Source organism: Streptomyces sp. NRRL WC-3618, assembly GCF_001280005.1.
Classification (GTDB): Bacteria; Actinomycetota; Actinomycetes; order Streptomycetales; family Streptomycetaceae; genus Streptomyces.
This window is the reverse complement of sequence record NZ_LGDW01000476.1, coordinates 23,374-37,487: the sequence shown is the minus strand read 5'-3', so window position 1 is coordinate 37,487 and position 14,114 is coordinate 23,374. Positions and strand designations below refer to the sequence as shown.

The 14,114-nt window shown below is 70.4% G+C and carries 13 protein-coding genes and 1 pseudogene; 7 read left to right on the top strand and 7 right to left on the bottom strand.

The window, feature by feature from the left end:
• Both ADL01_RS36680 and ADL01_RS36675 read left to right on the top strand, forming a co-directional pair.
• Nucleotides 1-236, top strand: a pseudogene (locus ADL01_RS36680) (cytochrome ubiquinol oxidase subunit I); the annotation flags it as partial.
• Nucleotides 233-592, top strand: a complete 360-nt coding sequence (locus ADL01_RS36675; RefSeq protein WP_324614652.1) for a hypothetical protein — start codon at nucleotides 233-235, stop codon at nucleotides 590-592. The pseudogene ADL01_RS36680 and the gene ADL01_RS36675, both read left to right, overlap by 4 nt.
• A gap of 346 nt (nucleotides 593-938) precedes the next feature.
• Here the strand turns inward: ADL01_RS36675 and ADL01_RS36670 are convergent, their stop codons facing one another.
• The gene (locus ADL01_RS36670) at nucleotides 939-1,628 is read right to left on the bottom strand and encodes a TetR/AcrR family transcriptional regulator (protein WP_053746383.1); all 690 of its coding nucleotides are present in this window, start codon (nucleotides 1,626-1,628) and stop codon (nucleotides 939-941) included.
• 204 nt (nucleotides 1,629-1,832) lie between these two features.
• On the opposite strand from ADL01_RS36670, the gene ADL01_RS36665 reads away from it, so the two are divergent.
• Nucleotides 1,833-3,101, top strand: coding sequence for a YncE family protein (locus ADL01_RS36665; RefSeq protein ID WP_053746382.1), 1,269 nt, complete (start codon nucleotides 1,833-1,835; stop codon nucleotides 3,099-3,101).
• Nucleotides 3,102-3,223: 122 nt separating this feature from the next.
• Here the strand turns inward: ADL01_RS36665 and ADL01_RS36660 are convergent, their stop codons facing one another.
• On the bottom strand, nucleotides 3,224-5,080 hold the full coding sequence (locus ADL01_RS36660; RefSeq protein WP_053746386.1) for a cellulase family glycosylhydrolase: 1,857 nt from the start codon (nucleotides 5,078-5,080) through the stop codon (nucleotides 3,224-3,226).
• A 118-nt stretch (nucleotides 5,081-5,198) separates the two neighbouring features.
• On the opposite strand from ADL01_RS36660, the gene ADL01_RS36655 reads away from it, so the two are divergent.
• Both ADL01_RS36655 and ADL01_RS36650 read left to right on the top strand, forming a co-directional pair.
• A complete protein-coding gene (locus tag ADL01_RS36655; protein WP_053746381.1) occupies nucleotides 5,199-6,320 on the top strand; it encodes an XdhC family protein in 1,122 nt (373 codons plus the stop codon).
• Nucleotides 6,321-6,399: 79 nt separating this feature from the next.
• On the top strand, nucleotides 6,400-6,909 hold the full coding sequence (locus tag ADL01_RS36650; RefSeq protein ID WP_078960978.1) for an EF-hand domain-containing protein: 510 nt from the start codon (nucleotides 6,400-6,402) through the stop codon (nucleotides 6,907-6,909).
• A 6-nt stretch (nucleotides 6,910-6,915) separates the two neighbouring features.
• Here the strand turns inward: ADL01_RS36650 and ADL01_RS36645 are convergent, their stop codons facing one another.
• Nucleotides 6,916-7,425 carry a metallophosphoesterase family protein gene (locus tag ADL01_RS36645; RefSeq protein ID WP_053746379.1) on the bottom strand — a complete coding sequence of 170 codons (510 nt, stop codon included), beginning with the start codon at nucleotides 7,423-7,425 and terminating at the stop codon, nucleotides 6,916-6,918.
• Nucleotides 7,426-7,666: 241 nt separating this feature from the next.
• Here ADL01_RS36645 and ADL01_RS36640 point away from each other — a divergent pair, with 241 nt between their 5' ends.
• Both ADL01_RS36640 and rfbC read left to right on the top strand, forming a co-directional pair.
• A complete protein-coding gene (locus tag ADL01_RS36640; RefSeq protein WP_053746378.1) occupies nucleotides 7,667-9,646 on the top strand; it encodes a glycosyltransferase family 2 protein in 1,980 nt (659 codons plus the stop codon).
• A gap of 3 nt (nucleotides 9,647-9,649) precedes the next feature.
• Complete coding sequence (gene rfbC, locus ADL01_RS36635; protein WP_053746377.1) at nucleotides 9,650-10,249, top strand: dTDP-4-dehydrorhamnose 3,5-epimerase; 600 nt, start codon at nucleotides 9,650-9,652, stop codon at nucleotides 10,247-10,249.
• Nucleotides 10,250-10,332: 83 nt separating this feature from the next.
• On the opposite strand, the gene ADL01_RS36630 is transcribed toward rfbC, so the two are convergent.
• The 4 genes from ADL01_RS36630 to ADL01_RS36615 are packed head-to-tail and all read right to left on the bottom strand — an operon-like array spanning nucleotide 10,333 to nucleotide 14,061.
• A complete protein-coding gene (locus tag ADL01_RS36630; protein ID WP_053746376.1) occupies nucleotides 10,333-11,136 on the bottom strand; it encodes a methyltransferase type 11 in 804 nt (267 codons plus the stop codon).
• Nucleotides 11,133-12,008 carry a dTDP-4-dehydrorhamnose reductase gene (gene rfbD, locus ADL01_RS36625; protein WP_053746375.1) on the bottom strand — a complete coding sequence of 292 codons (876 nt, stop codon included), beginning with the start codon at nucleotides 12,006-12,008 and terminating at the stop codon, nucleotides 11,133-11,135. The genes ADL01_RS36630 and rfbD overlap by 4 nt, the downstream gene beginning before the upstream one ends.
• A complete protein-coding gene (rfbB, locus tag ADL01_RS36620) occupies nucleotides 12,005-12,997 on the bottom strand; it encodes a dTDP-glucose 4,6-dehydratase (RefSeq protein ID WP_053746374.1) in 993 nt (330 codons plus the stop codon). The genes rfbD and rfbB overlap by 4 nt, the downstream gene beginning before the upstream one ends.
• Nucleotides 12,994-14,061, bottom strand: coding sequence for a glucose-1-phosphate thymidylyltransferase (locus tag ADL01_RS36615; protein ID WP_053746373.1), 1,068 nt, complete (start codon nucleotides 14,059-14,061; stop codon nucleotides 12,994-12,996). The genes rfbB and ADL01_RS36615 overlap by 4 nt, the downstream gene beginning before the upstream one ends.
• Nucleotides 14,062-14,114: the final 53 nt, after the last annotated feature.

Here is a 14,114-nt window from a genome sequence, read left to right as displayed (position 1 = left end):
GCTCGTTCCTGCTGGGCCTGTCCGTGCTCCCGTTCCTCTACAACGTGTGGAAGACCGCGAAGTACGGCAAGAAGGTCGAGGTCGACGACCCGTGGGGCTTCGGCCGCTCGCTGGAGTGGGCCACGTCGTGCCCGCCCCCGCGCCACAACTTCCTCACCCTGCCGCGGATCCGCAGCGAATCCCCGGCCTTCGATCTCCACCACCCCGCCCAGCAGCAGGAGTTGACCCACCGGTGACCACGAGAGACGACGACCGTCAGGTGGACATGCCGACCCTGGTCAACGAGATCGAGGGCCACCTGCTCATCGCCGCGACCCGTCAGGAGGGACAGGAGGCGGCCGCCCGCTTCTCCGCTCGGCTGGACTGGCTGACGAGTCATCAGCAGGACGAGGTGGAAAGGCAGTTCGCGGCAGAGCATCTCGCTCTCGCCCGTGCCTCCTGGCAGCGCACGGCGGTCCGCGGCGCGGAGTTGCGGGCCGAGTACGAGGGGAAGTACCGGCGCCTGAAGGGCCGGTTGACCGCCGTGTGCCTGACAGTCGTGGCTACGACGGTGCCGCTCACCCTGCTCGTGCTCGCACCGCTGCGACGCTAGGCGCTCCGCGGGACAGGCGGTTCGTCCACTGCGGGCCGGTGGGGGCTGGTCGCGCAGTTCCCCGCGCCCCCACAAGGCGCCCCCCGGTCCGGCCAGCCCCGGGAGCGTCAGGGACTGTCGGCGTCCTCCGTGCCCGCCTTCGTCCACTGCCGACCGGTGGGGGCTGGGCGCGCAGTTCCCCGCGCCCCCACAAGGCGCCCCCGGTCCGGGCAGCCCCGGGAGCGTCAGGGGGCAGCCCCGGGAGCGTCAGGGACTGTCGGCGTCCTCCGTGCCCGCCTTCGTCCACTGCCGGCCGGTGGGGGCTGGGCGCGCAGTTCCCCGCGCCCCCAAGGGCGTCCCCGGCACGTCAGGAGCTGGCGGCGTCCTCGGCTCCCGGCGAGGCCGGGGGGAGCCAGCCCGCTGGGCGCAGGATGCCGAGCAGCATCCGTACCAGCTCGTCCACCACCTCGTCGAGCGTGGCGTCCACCCACCCGGCGCTCCAGTCGTGCAGCAGACCGTTGACGCTGCCGATGAACGCGGCCGCGGCGAGGCGGTAGTCGCGCGGCGCCGCTTCTCCGCGGGTGACGGCGGCCTCCGCCTCCATGCAGATGAGGGTCACCCAGCGGGCGCGGCGGGCGAGGCGCTGTTCCTCCAGACGGCCGCTGACGCCGATGATCTCGACGAAGGTGATCCGGATACGGCGCGGGTCGGCGGTGACGTTGGCGGCGTAGGCGCGGAAGATCGCGGCGGCGCGGTCGGCGAGAGGCAGGCCCTCGGCGGCGGCCCGCGCGGTGAGCGCCGCCTCCTCGGCCCAGTCGTTGACCTGGAGGTGAAGGGCGGCCAGTACGTCCTCCAGGGTGCGGAACTCCTCGTAGAACTGGCGGGTCGACAGGCCGGCCGCCTCACTGAGCGCGGCGACGCTCGTCGAGCGGTAGCCCGGCGTGTCGCCGAACAACTGGAGCGCGGCGTCCAGGAATCGCCGGCGCCTCTCGGTCTGCCGTTCTTCGGCCGTCTTGCCCGCGTAACGGCCGGTCGGCGCCCTGAGTCTGCCCGCCAATGAACCCTCCTTCATCGGTCCGGTGGCCAAGTTTGTCCTGCACGGAGTCTTGTGGAGAAGGGCACCCCCTCCTTACTTTCCAGTAAGTCCAATCTGAATGTGACCGTGTTCAGTTTTCTGATCGCAGCCATGTTCTCCCTTTTGGTCTCATATGTCATGCACCCGCCACAGTCCGTTCGCCCACTCCCGGAGGGGAGAGCACGCATGCCTGCTTCCAGATCCAGGTACCTCTGTGCCATGGCCGCCGCCCTCGTCCTGACCGTCACCGCCCCCGCGACCGCCGCCGTCGCGAGGACCAACGCCGACAACGCGGCCGGCGCCGCGGGCCTGCGCGAGGTGATGTTCGTCGGCAACAACTGGGAAGGCACCGCGGACGTCCTCAAGTCGAGCGGCGACTTCGCCAAGATCGGCCGGATCAACGTCGTACCGGACAAGGCGGCGCGGATGGCCGCGATCAACGGCGACCTGATCAAGTGGATCTACTTCATGGCCATCCGCAACGGCGTCGGCGAGGGCCACGACCAGTTGGTCGACGACATGTACTCCACCCCGGACGGCAAGTCGGTGGTGGTGTCCCGGCCGAGCTTCGCCGACGTCGTGTCGATCAACCTCGCCACCGGGGCGATCAACTGGCGTTTCCCCGTGTCCGGCTACCGATCCGACCACATGGCGGTCTCCCCCGACGGGACACGGGTCGCGGTCTCCGCCTCGATCTCCAACACCGTGCACGTGCTGAACATCGACACCGGGGCGCAGATCGGTTCGTTCTCCACCGGCGACAAACCGCACGAGAACATCTTCACCAAGGACGGCAAGTACATCTGGAACATGTCCATCGGGGACGTCAACACCTCGACGGACGCTCCGTGGCAGGACTTCACGAAGGGCGACCGTAAGATCACAGTCGTCGACGCGGCCACCTTCAAGCCGGTGAAGGTGATCGACATGCGGCAGCGGCTCGACGCCATCGGCCTCAAGGACTACTCGGACGCGGTCCGCCCGGCGGCCTTCTCCCCCGACGAGTCGAAGCTGTACTTCCAGGTCTCGTTCTTCAACGGCTTCTTCGAGTACGACGTCGCCAGCGACAAGATCACCCGGACGAAGACCCTGCCGAAGAACGCGGCGACCAGCGACGACCGCACCACGTTCGTCAACGACTCGCGCCACCACGGCATCTCGATGAAGCCGGACGGAACGAAGCTGTGCGTGGCGGGCACGATGGACGACTACGCGACGGTCGTCGACCGCGCGACCCTCCAGGAAGGCCCGCTCGTCCCCGCGTCGAAGCCCTACTGGGCCACCGTGAGCGGCGACGGCAAGTCCTGCGTGATCTCCGAGAGCGGCGCCGACCAGATCACGGCCATCGACTTCGCCACCGGGCAGAAGACGGTGTCCGTACCGGTCGGCGACCACCCCCAGCGAGTCCGCCTCGGCCATGTCGAGGCGGACTGGACGGGCCCGGCGGCCCACTGACGTACCCGGTGAGGGCCTGGTGCGCACCCGCGCCCCCTGCAAGGGGCGCGGGGCTGTGTCCATCTGCGGCTCCGCCGCGTGGGCGCGACAAGCCCCCACCGGACCGGCAGCAGACAACCGGCCTAGCTGAACTTCTGCGCCGCCCAAGAGGCCAGCTCGGCCCGCGCGGCACTGAGCAGAGTCGCCGAGGGAGCCGTCGCCCCGTTGGTCACCAGCGCGTAGTGCAGGGCCCCCGAGTCCGGCGCGGTGAGCAGCAGGCGGCGGCTCCCCGTGTTGCCGGGCTCGGTGCCCGCCGCGACGGGCGTCGTGGCGGTGTAGGCCGGCGGGCCGTACACCGTGCCGAGGTCGGATACGACCGTGGTGGTGGCCGTCGGGAAGGACGCCGGAAGATGCAGCTCGGTCGGCGCCGAGATGCCCTTCGACCGCCACACCAGCACCCCGTACTGCCCCGAGCCCACCAGCTGGGACACCTTCGGCAGTGAACTCGGCACCGGGTTCCAGGTCAGGGTGGTGGACCCGTCCCGGGAGCGGTCCTCGTAGGTGAAGGCGAGCGTCGTCCCGGCCGTGGCGCCCGGATAGACGCGGTCCAGCATCCGGGCGTCCTGCCGCAGCACCGCCGTACCGGAGTCGTCGAGGCGTACGGCGGACAGGTCCTCGTCGTTCCAGGCGTCACCGCCCGTGATCACCTTGCCGGCATTGTCGTTCATCAGTTCCTTGTGGCGGCCGTTGTAGATGTCCCACTGCCACTGGCTGCCGGACAGCACCGGCCCCGAGCCGCTCGCGTTGGCCCACCAGCTCGCCCCCTTCACACGGGAGTCGAGGGCCTGGTACATCGCCTTGAGGACCGTCGGGGCCTTGTCGGAGACGGAGCCGGCCAGCGGGTGGCCGAACTCGCTGACGATCCCCGTCGTCCCGGTGGCGGCGGCCCGGTCGCGGACCGTGCCGAAGTCGGTGACGTACTGGCCGTCACCGGCCTTGCCCCACATGAAGATGCCGGAGATCGCCTTCTGGTCGTAGAAGTGCGTGTTGAAGACGTAGCGCGGGCCCATGGTCCCGGCGTCGAGCAGTCCGCCCTCCTGCCGCTGGAAGTCGATGTTGCCGTTCCAGAACATGTTCGGTTCCACGAAGGCGGGCTTGTCCTGCCAGCCCGCCGCGTCCATCCGCGCCCGGAACTTGACGAAGAACGGCCACAGGACGTCCTTCTCCCAGGCCCGGCTGGTCTGGCCCGAGTCGTAGTTCCCCGCATGCGGTTCGTTGTACGGGTCGAAGCCGACGACACCGGCGAACTGGGCGCTCGTCAGGTTCTGCCTGATGTACGTCATCGTCTTCTCGGCGGTGTCGAGGAACGAGTCCTGGAGCCCGTACGCGTTGTGCCAGAAGTCGTGCGTCGCGTTCTTCACGGCCGCGTTCTGGGTGATGTTCTGCCCCCAGAGGATGCAGATCCCGCAGCTCTCGTCCGGGTAGTTGCCGATGTCGACGGCCCACTTGGGGGCGCCGTCGCCGGTGTACCAGCTGTCCGGGTCGAAGAGCCAGCGGGAGTAGAGGTCCTGGTGGAAGTCGGGGTAGACGCGGATGCCCGCGTCCAGGAAAGCACCCATCTGGGCGGTGGCGGCGGCCAGATAGCTGCTGCTCACCGAGCCGCGGACGGGCTCCGCGTACGCCCAGGAGAGCAGGAAGCGGACGCTGTTGCCGCCGCCGAGCGCTCGCAGCGCGGTCGCGGACTTCTTCGCGTCGGCCACCGAGGCGAAGGGCAGACCGTTGTTCTCCTTGAGCTTCGTCTCGCCGGAGACGTTGTAGCCGCGGAGCACGACCTCGCGGCCCAGAGCGTCGGTGAACCGACCGTTCTGGACGGTGAGGGTGGTGGAGGTAGGAGAGTCGAACCAGAGGGTGTCGGCCCGGGCGGGCTGGGAGCCGACGGTGGTCAGGAAACCCGTGACCAGGACCAGGACGCCGAGCAGATGCACGCGCAACTTCGACATGTCCACTACAGTCCCGCGCGCATCAGGAGGCGTCAATACTACTGACTCCTGAGTAATCTTCAGCTTTTGCCCCTCATGAGCGATCATCAAGTCACATGAGCGACAAAAGGAGCGATTCGTGCGTGACATCCTCCCCACGCTCGGGCGCTGGTACGCGGCGGGCGAACCGTTCGGACTCGCCACCGTCGTCTCGGTGAGCCGCAGCGCACCCCGTGACCCCGGCGCCGCGATGGCCGTGGGGCCCCGCGACGAGGTGGTGGGCAGTGTGTCCGGGGGATGTGTCGAGGGCGCGGTGTTCGAACTGGCCCAGGAGGTCGTGGCGAGCGGCGAGGCCCGTCTGGAGACCTTCGGCTACAGCGACGAGGACGCCTACGCGGTGGGGCTGACCTGCGGCGGCGAGATCACCCTCCTCGTACGGCCGGTGAGCGCGGCCGTCGATCCGTCGTTCGCGGCGGTCGCGGAGACGGTGGCGGCGGGCCGGCCGGTGACCGTGGCCACCGTGACCGACGGTCCCGCGACGCGCGGCGCCACCCTCGCCGTCTGGCCCGACGACGTGGCCGGCACGCTCGGCACGACCGGCCTGGACGTGGCCGTCACCGCCGACGCGCGCGGAGAACTCGCCCTGGGGGCAACGGGGTCGCGGCACTACGGCCCGCACGGGGAGCGGCGCGAGGACACGGTCACCGTGTTCCTGCACTCCTTCGCGCCCCCGCCCCGCATGCTCGTCTTCGGCGCCATCGACTACGCCGCCGCCGTGGCCCGGATCGGTGCCTTCCTCGGATACCGGGTCACCGTCTGCGACGCCCGCCCGGTCTTCGCCACCCCGCAGCGCTTCCCCGAGGGCGTCGACGTGGTCGTCGACTGGCCGCACCGGTACCTGAACGGCACGGACACCGACGAGCGCACGGTGATCTGCGTCCTGACCCACGACCCGAAGTTCGACGTCCCGCTCCTGGAGGAGGCGCTGCGCCGGCCCGCCGCCTACATCGGCGCGATGGGCAGCCGCCGCACCCACGACGACCGTCGGCGACGGCTGACGGAGGCCGGCCTCACCGCGCCCGAGCTGTCCCGGCTGCGCTCCCCCATCGGGCTGGACCTCGGCGCCCGTACGCCGGAGGAGGTGGCGGTGTCCGTGGCCGCCGAGATCGTCGCCCTGCGCTGGGGCGGCAGCGGGGTGGCCCTGACGGCGACGGGCGGCGCCATTCATCCCTCGGCGCGGACGCCGACGAGCCGCCGGTGACCTGAGGCCGCGGTCCTCGTTTCCGGGAGGGGAGCGGTGACCGCCGCTTCTTCGGCTTCGTACAGGAATGAGGGCCCGGGTGGACACCATCACGGCCAAGCGGCACATCTTCTCGATGCTGGACGTCGACGGCGACGGGGTCATCTCCCGCCAGGAGTACCTTGCCCGGCCCGAGCTCGCGGCGAAGGCGCTGGGCTCGGCCGGTGACGACCCGCTCCTGGCCGTGGCCCGTACGGCGCACGAGCGGGTGTTCACGTCGATGGACGCGGACCAGGACGGAAGGGTGACCTTCACCGAGTACGCGGCGTGGGCAGGCGAAGCGGCCTTCGACGACGTGTGCAGGCCGGCGCTGGGATCGCTCTTCGACCTGGCCGACACCGACAGCGACGGCCACCTCGACCGGGAGGAGTTCACCGCTCTGCGCCACGCCCTGGGCAACCCCGCCGGCAATGCCCGCGCGGCGTTCGACGCGCTGGACGAGGACGGCGACGGCCGCATCGACCGCGACGCCTACCTGGCACAGATCCGCTCCTTCGTCACCGAGGGCTCGTCCTCCATGGCCCAGGCTCTCCACACTCACCACAACTGACGTCCCCTAGGTCCGGCGGGGCGGCAGCCTGTGCAGCACCACGTCGGTGAGCTGCCCGCCGTCCGTCACCGTCGCCGTCAGGTAGGTGCAGTGCGGCTGGCGGCGCCGGTCCGTCGGCGAGCCGGGGTTCAGCAGCCGCAGGCCGGTGTCCGCGGTGCTGTCCCACGGGATGTGGCTGTGGCCGAACACCAGGACGTCCACGTCGGGGAAGCGGGCGGCGCAGCGGGCCTCGCGGCCCTGGGCGGGGCCCGTCTCGTGGACCACCGCGAAGCGCAGGCCGCCCAGGTCTGCGTAGGCCACCTCGGGGAGCCTGGCCCGCAGGTCGGGGCCGTCGTTGTTGCCGTACACGCCGATCACGCGGCGCGAGCGGCTCTCCAGCAGGTCGAGGGTGGCCGTGTCGACCCAGTCGCCGGCGTGGAACACGACGTCGGCGTGCGGGAGTTCGTCGAGGAGGGGGGCGGGGAGCTCGCGGGCGCGTTTGGGGAGGTGGGTGTCGGAGAGGAGCAGGAGGTGCACGGTCGTGAGCGTAGGCGCTCCCCTGGGGGTGCCGCTCGGTGTCGGGCGGCTGCGGCGCCGTCGTGGCCGGTCGCGCCCGCGCGGCGGAGCCGCACATCAGACACAGCCCCGCGCCCCTTCAGGGCGCCCCGCGCGCCGCGCCCCGGCAGGTGGCTGACGGGCGTGCGAGGTTAGTATCAGGCAGCCCGGTCCGCGCCGTCGCGGGAACGGGGAGTAGAGCCAAAAGGGAGCTTCCAGCCGTATGCCGGTCAAGGTCAGCGTCATCGTTCCGGTGTACAACCCGGGACCGTACATCGAGGACTGCGTCGCGTCGCTGCTGCGGCAGTCGCTGCCCGCCGACGAGTACGAAGTGATCTTCGTCAACGACGGTTCCACCGACGAGACCCCGGCACGGCTGGACCAGCTCGCCGCGGAGGAACCGCGTTTCCGGGTCATCCACCAGGAGAACTCGGGCTGGTCGGGTAAGCCGCGCAACGTCGGTATCGAGGCCTCGCAGGGCGAGTTCGTGATGTTCGTCGACAACGACGACTACCTCGGCGACGAAGCCCTCGAGCGGATGTACGAGTACGGCGTTGCCAACGGCGCCGATGTGATCGTCGGCAAAATGGCCGGCAAGGGCCGCCCGGTGCCGGTCGAACTGTTCCGGCGCAACCACCCCAAGGCCACGGTCGAGAACGCTCCGCTGATCGACAGCCTCACCCCGCACAAGATGCTCCGCCGCGCGTTCCTCGACCGCATCGGCCTACGCTTCCCCGAGGGCCGGCGGCGACTCGAGGACCATGTCTTCGTGACCGAGGCGTATCTGCGCGCGGACAACGTCTCCGTGCTCAGCGACTACGTCTGCTACTACCACGTCAAGCGTGACGACGCCTCGAACGCGGGCTTCCAGCGCTTCGACCCGGTCGGCTACTTCGGCAACCTGCGCGAGGCCCTCGACGTCGTCGAGCGCTACACCGAGCCGGGCACGGTGCGCGACCGTCTCTACCGGCGCTGGCTGCGCAACGAGATGGTCGAGCGCATGCGCTCCAACCGGCTCCTCAAGCTACCGGAGGACTACCGCAAGGAGATGTTCGACGAGATCCGCAAGGTCGTCGTCGAGCGCTTCGGCCCGGGTGTCGCGAGCGGCATGCAGGAGGCGCAGCGGATCGTGGCGGCGCTGATCGCCGCCGACCGTCTTGACGACGTGGTGGCGTTCGCCGAGTGGGAGGCGTCCCTCGCCCCCTCGGCCACCCCGCTGAGCGTGGAGTGGCGCGACGGTGTGCTGCACGTCGGCTTCACCGCCGAGTTCACCTCGCACGGCAAGCCGATGACGTTCCCCGCCGACGACGACAGCGACGGCGCCGACCTGGACGGCACGCCCACCGACGCCGACGACGCGATCGCCCGGGTGGGCGCGTCCACGGTCGCCCGGTTCTGGAGCGCGACGGCGGATTTCCTGGTGCGTGAGCGGTCCACGGCCGCCCAGTTCTTCCAGCCGGTGGAGGTCACCGGCGAGACGCTCCCGGCCGACGAGGACGGGCAGCAGGTGCGGCTGGTGCTGCGCGGCACGGCCACCGTCGACCCCGGCACTGCGGCGGGCGGCGTTCCGCTCGGCGGCGGACTGTTCGACGTGTTCGTCCGGATCAAGCTGGGCGGCTGGACCCGTGAGTGCCGTCTGGGCCCGGTCAAGCTGGACCCCCGTCCGGTGCCGCCGGCCGGTGTGGTCGCCGGCCGCGTGGTCCTGCCGTACTGGACGGCCAAGCAGGCCACGCTCTCCCTGGACGTCGACCGCGCCGTCAAGGGCGTGGGCCTCGGCCGCCTCAAGCCCGACGATGTCACCGTCACGGGTGACCGGCTGCGCATGGCACTGCCCCTGCACGTGCCCGGCGACACCAAGACGCTGCTGCGGCTGACCTCGTCGGCCGGCGCCGCGCCGGTCGAGGCGTCCGGCACGCTGTCGGCGGCCTCCGACGGTTCTGGGGCGTTCGTCGAGGCGACGCTGCCCTCCGGCGCGTTGGCCGACGGGACGTGGAAGCCGTCGCTGTGCCTGGCCCCAGAGGCCGATGAGCCGCGGTTCCTGGCGATGTCCGTCAGCCTCAGTGCCAAGGGCGGCCGTCTCCAGGTCGTGCGGCCCGCCAGGCCGGCCGGGCCGAGCACCGGGCAGCGACTCGTCCGCAAGGTGCGGCGCACGCTCGGGAAGATCGCGCGCAAGGCCGGGCTGCGACGCGGAAACGGAGCCTGACGCATGCGAGCACTGGACATCGAAGGCGCCTGGGTACTGGAGCCGAAGATCTTCCCGGACGACCGGGGCACCTTCCACGAGTGGTACCGGGGCGAGGAGTTCCGCGAGGCCACCGGCTACGACCTCTCCCTCGCGCAGGCGAACTGCTCGGTCTCACGCCGGGGCGTCGTACGCGGGGTGCACTTCTCCGACGTACCGCCGAGCCAGGCGAAGTACGTGACGTGCGTGCGCGGCGCGGTCCTGGACGTCGTGGTGGACATCCGGGTCGGCTCGCCCACGTACGGGCGGTGGGAGGCGGTGCGGCTCGACGACGAGACCCGGCACGCCGTGTTCCTCGCTGAGGGGCTCGGGCACGCCTTCATGGCGCTCACCGACGACGCCACCGTGGTCTACCTGTGTTCGACGGGCTACGCGCCGGGGCGTGAGCACGGGATCAATCCGCTCGATCCGGAGCTGGGCATCGCCTGGCCCGAGGGCATCGAGCCGGTGCTGTCGCAGAAGGACGCCGAGGCGCCGACGCTGGCCGAGGCGGAGGCGGCCGGGCTGCTGCCGTCGTACGAGGTGTGCGCGGCCTACTACGCGGGGCTGCGCGCCGACCACTGACGCCCGTAGGGGACGAGTACAGGAAAAGGCCTGCGGCCCGGCTGCTGATCAGCAGCCGGGCCGCAGGCCTTTCCGGTTCCGCGTCAGCGGGTGGTGCTCAGCGGCTTCAGGCTGCGCCGCAGCTGCTCCAGGCCGCGCGAGCGCTTGGTGCCGCGGTTGCGGGACCTGACGAGCGGGGCCCAGAAGCCGGCCTCGATCAGGGTCTCCGGCTTGATCGCGGGCGTCCGCTCCAGGACGCTCTCGGGCACCTTCTGCGGGTCCGGGACCTCGAACTCCGCGATGATCTCGTCGTACTTGTCCTTGAGGACGGTGTTGTCGGGGTCGGCGCCGAAGACGATGAGCTGTCCGGTGGGCGCGGTGTCGACGAGGACCGTGGTCAGGTCGGGGCGGTACCGGGTGAGGATCTCGATCAGCTTGTAGACGTCGCCGGTCCAGGCGTTGGTGTGCCGGTCGCGGGCGGCCTCGTCGATGCTGCGCGGCAGCATGTCGTCGAGGACGATGACGCTGGCCCAGTCCGAGTGCTTCTCGACGTTGATGAAGTCACGCAGCGCGTACTCGAACAGGTGCATGCCGTCGATGAACGACAGGTCGAGCGTGGTGCGCTGCCAGTAGCCGAACGGGCTGCGGTTGCGGGCCAGGTTGCGCAGCGGGTGCCGGCCGCCCGTGAGGTGGGCGAGCGGATTCTGCCGGGCGAAGAAGTCGTCGCTGGTGGCCTTCGCGAGATGGACGTCGGCGCGGATCTCCGAGACCACCTTGAACGCGGGGTCGATCGCGATGCTCGGTACCCGGGACAGGGTCAGGCTTCGGCCGTCGTTGACGCCGATCTCCAGGTAGTTCCTGTTCGCGCTGACCTTGTGGAGCTCCCGGAGGAACTCATGGCGTTTCACGAGGAAATCTCCTTGCGGATGTGTGGCAGTGCTTCGTGCAGGGCGGTACGCCAGTCGCGGAGCGGTCGCAGACCGGTCTGCTGCCAGCGGCTGTGGCCGAGGGCGCTGTAGGCCGGGCGGGGGGCCGGGCGGGTGAACGCCGCGCTGGTGGTGGGGTGTACCCGGTCCGGGTCGGCGTCGCTGAGGCGGAACACCTCACGCGCCAGCTCGAACCAGGTGGTCTCGCCGGAGTTGGTGGCGTGCAGGACGCCGTACGCCTCGGCACCGACCCGGGGTCCGAGGTCGGCGATCAGTGCGGCGACGTCGGCGCTCCAGGTGGGCTGGCCGCGTTGGTCGTCGACGACGTCGACGGTGTCCCGACGCGCCTCCAGGCCGATCATCGTGGCCACGAAGTTGCGGCCGTGGGCGCCGTACAGCCAGGCCGTGCGCAGCACGACGCCTGTGTCCGGGAGCGTGGCCAGGACGGCCTGTTCACCGGCGAGTTTGGTGCGGCCGTACGCCGTGCGCGGGGCCGGGGTGTGGTCCTCGGGGTACGGGGTCTCGCGGGCCTCGCCGTCGAAGACGTAGTCGGTCGACACGTGGATCAGCCGGGCGCCGTGCTCGGCGCAGGCCTGGGCGAGCAGGCGCGGTCCGACGCCGTTGACGCGCAGCGCCGTCTCCTCGTCCGTCTCGGCGTCGTCGACGGCGGTGTAGGCGGCGCAGTTGACGACCAGGTCGGGCTCGTGGTCGGTGAAGACGCGGCGCACGTCGTCGGGGTCGGTGATGTCGAGGGCGGCGCGGGCGAGGCCCACGACGTCCTCACCGCGCCTCAGGAGTTCCTCGACGGTGTCGCGGCCGAGCATGCCGGCGGCGCCGGTCACCAGCCACTTCATCCCTTTGCCTGCTTGTCTCCGGTGCCGACGCGTCGCTTGAGGGGCTCCCACCAGGCGCGGTTGTCGCGGTACCAGTCGATGGTGGCGGCGAGTCCGGCGGCGAAGTCGTGGCGCGGGGTGTAGCCCAGCTCGTCGTGGAGCTTGCTCCAGTCGACGGAGTAGCGCAGGTCGTGGCCCTTGCGGTCCTCGACGTACTCCACGCTGTCCCAGTCGGCCCCGCAGGCTTCGAGGAGCAGTCCGGTGAGTTCCTTGTTGCTCAGCTCCGTACCGCCGCCGATGTTGTAGACCTCGCCGGGCCGGCCGCCGGTGCGCACCAGGTCGACGCCCTGGCAGTGGTCGTCGACGTGCAGCCAGTCGCGGACGTTGAGGCCCTCGCCGTACAGCGGGACCTTCTTGCCGTCGAGCAGGTTGGTGACGAAGAGCGGGATGACCTTCTCGGGGAACTGGTGCGGCCCGTAGTTGTTGGAGCAGCGGGTGACGCGGACGTCCAGGCCGTGGGTGCGGTGGTAGGCGAGGGCGAGCAGGTCCGAGGAGGCCTTCGACGCCGAGTAGGGCGAGTTGGGCGCCAGGGGGTGGTCCTCGGGCCAGGAGCCGGACTCGATCGAACCGTACACCTCGTCGGTGGAGACGTGCACGAACGGGCCGACGTTGTTGCGCAGGGCCGCGTCCAGCAGTGTCTGGGTGCCCAGCACATTGGTGTGGACGAAGTCGGCGGCGCCGTCGATCGAGCGGTCCACGTGGGACTCGGCGGCGAAGTGGACCACCTGGTCGGCCTCGGCCATCAGCTTGTCGACGAGTTCGGCGTCGCAGATGTCGCCGTGGACGAACGTCAGCCGGGGGTGCTCGGCCGGCAGGTTCTCCAGGGTGCCCGCGTACGTGAGCTTGTCCAGCACGGTGATCCGGGGCGCGTCGGGCGCCTGGGACGCGAGGAGGTTGCGGACGTACGTGGAGCCGATGAATCCGGCGGCGCCGGTGACGAGGAGGTTCATGAGTGGATCTGCACCTTGCTGTGGTCTCCGAGGACGAGTCGGTGGGCGCTGGGAACGCTGGGGGCCGGGGTCACCTCGACGTGCCTGCCGATGAGCGAGGACTCGATGCGGCCCACCCCGGCGATGGAGGAGTCCCGCAGCACGATGGAGAACTCCAGCTCGCTGTCGGTGATCCGGCAGTTCTCCGCGACGGAGGTGAACGGCCCGACGTAGGAGTCGCTGACGACGGTCCCGGCGCCGATGACGACGGGTCCCACGATCCGGGAGCGGCTGATGCTCGCGCCCTCCTCGATCACCACGCGCCCTATGGTCTCGGAGGCCTCGTCCACGTCGCCGTCGATCCGCCGATCGAGTCCCTCCAGGACCATGCGGTTGACCTCCAGCATGTCCGTGACGTTCCCCGTGTCCTTCCAGTAGCCCTTGATCAGCGTGGACCGTACGTCGGCCCGGGCGTCGATGAGGTACTGGATGGCGTGGGTGATCTCCAGCTCGCCGCGCCGGGAGGGGCTGATCGAGCGTACGGCGTCGTGGATGGCCGGGGTGAAGAGGTACACGCCGACGAGCGCGAGGTCGCTCTTGGGGTGCTCCGGCTTCTCCTCCAGGCCGATCACCTGGCCGTCCGCGTCGAGTTCGGCGACGCCGAACGCGCGGGGGTCGGGCACCTGGGTCAGCAGGATCTGGGCGTCGGGGCGCAGGCGGCGGAACTCGTCGACGAGGTCGGTGATGCCGCCGATGATGAAGTTGTCGCCGAGGTACATGACGAAGTCGTCGTCGCCGAGGAAGTCCCGCGCGATCAGCACCGCGTGGGCCAGGCCCAGGGGCCGTTCCTGCGGGATGTAGGTGACCTTCAGGCCGAACGCGGACCCGTCGCCGACCGCTTCCTCGATCTCGGCGGCGGTGTCACCGACGATCATGCCGACCTCGGTGATGCCCGCTTCGGCGAGGGAGTCCAGGCCGTAGAACAGCACAGCCTTGTTGGCCACGGGGACGAGCTGCTTCGCCGAGGTATGGGTGATCGGCCGCAGCCGCGTGCCGGCGCCACCGGAGAGCACGAGAGCCTTCATCCGTTCACCCTAGCTTCGTTTTCCCGCGACGTAATATCCGGTGCCTCAGCGTG

What these genes read in the sequence shown, in the direction of transcription:
- ADL01_RS36665 (WP_053746382.1), top strand. Translation starts at nt 1,833, where the DNA reads ATGCCTGCTTCCAGATCCAGGTACCTCTGTGCCATGGCCGCCGCCCTC.
- ADL01_RS36660 (WP_053746386.1), bottom strand. Translation starts at nt 5,080, where the DNA reads ATGTCGAAGTTGCGCGTGCATCTGCTCGGCGTCCTGGTCCTGGTCACG.
- ADL01_RS36640 (WP_053746378.1), top strand. Translation starts at nt 7,667, where the DNA reads ATGCCGGTCAAGGTCAGCGTCATCGTTCCGGTGTACAACCCGGGACCG.
- rfbC (WP_053746377.1), top strand. Translation starts at nt 9,650, where the DNA reads ATGCGAGCACTGGACATCGAAGGCGCCTGGGTACTGGAGCCGAAGATC.
- rfbD (WP_053746375.1), bottom strand. Translation starts at nt 12,008, where the DNA reads ATGAAGTGGCTGGTGACCGGCGCCGCCGGCATGCTCGGCCGCGACACC.
- rfbB (WP_053746374.1), bottom strand. Translation starts at nt 12,997, where the DNA reads ATGAACCTCCTCGTCACCGGCGCCGCCGGATTCATCGGCTCCACGTAC.
- ADL01_RS36615 (WP_053746373.1), bottom strand. Translation starts at nt 14,061, where the DNA reads ATGAAGGCTCTCGTGCTCTCCGGTGGCGCCGGCACGCGGCTGCGGCCG.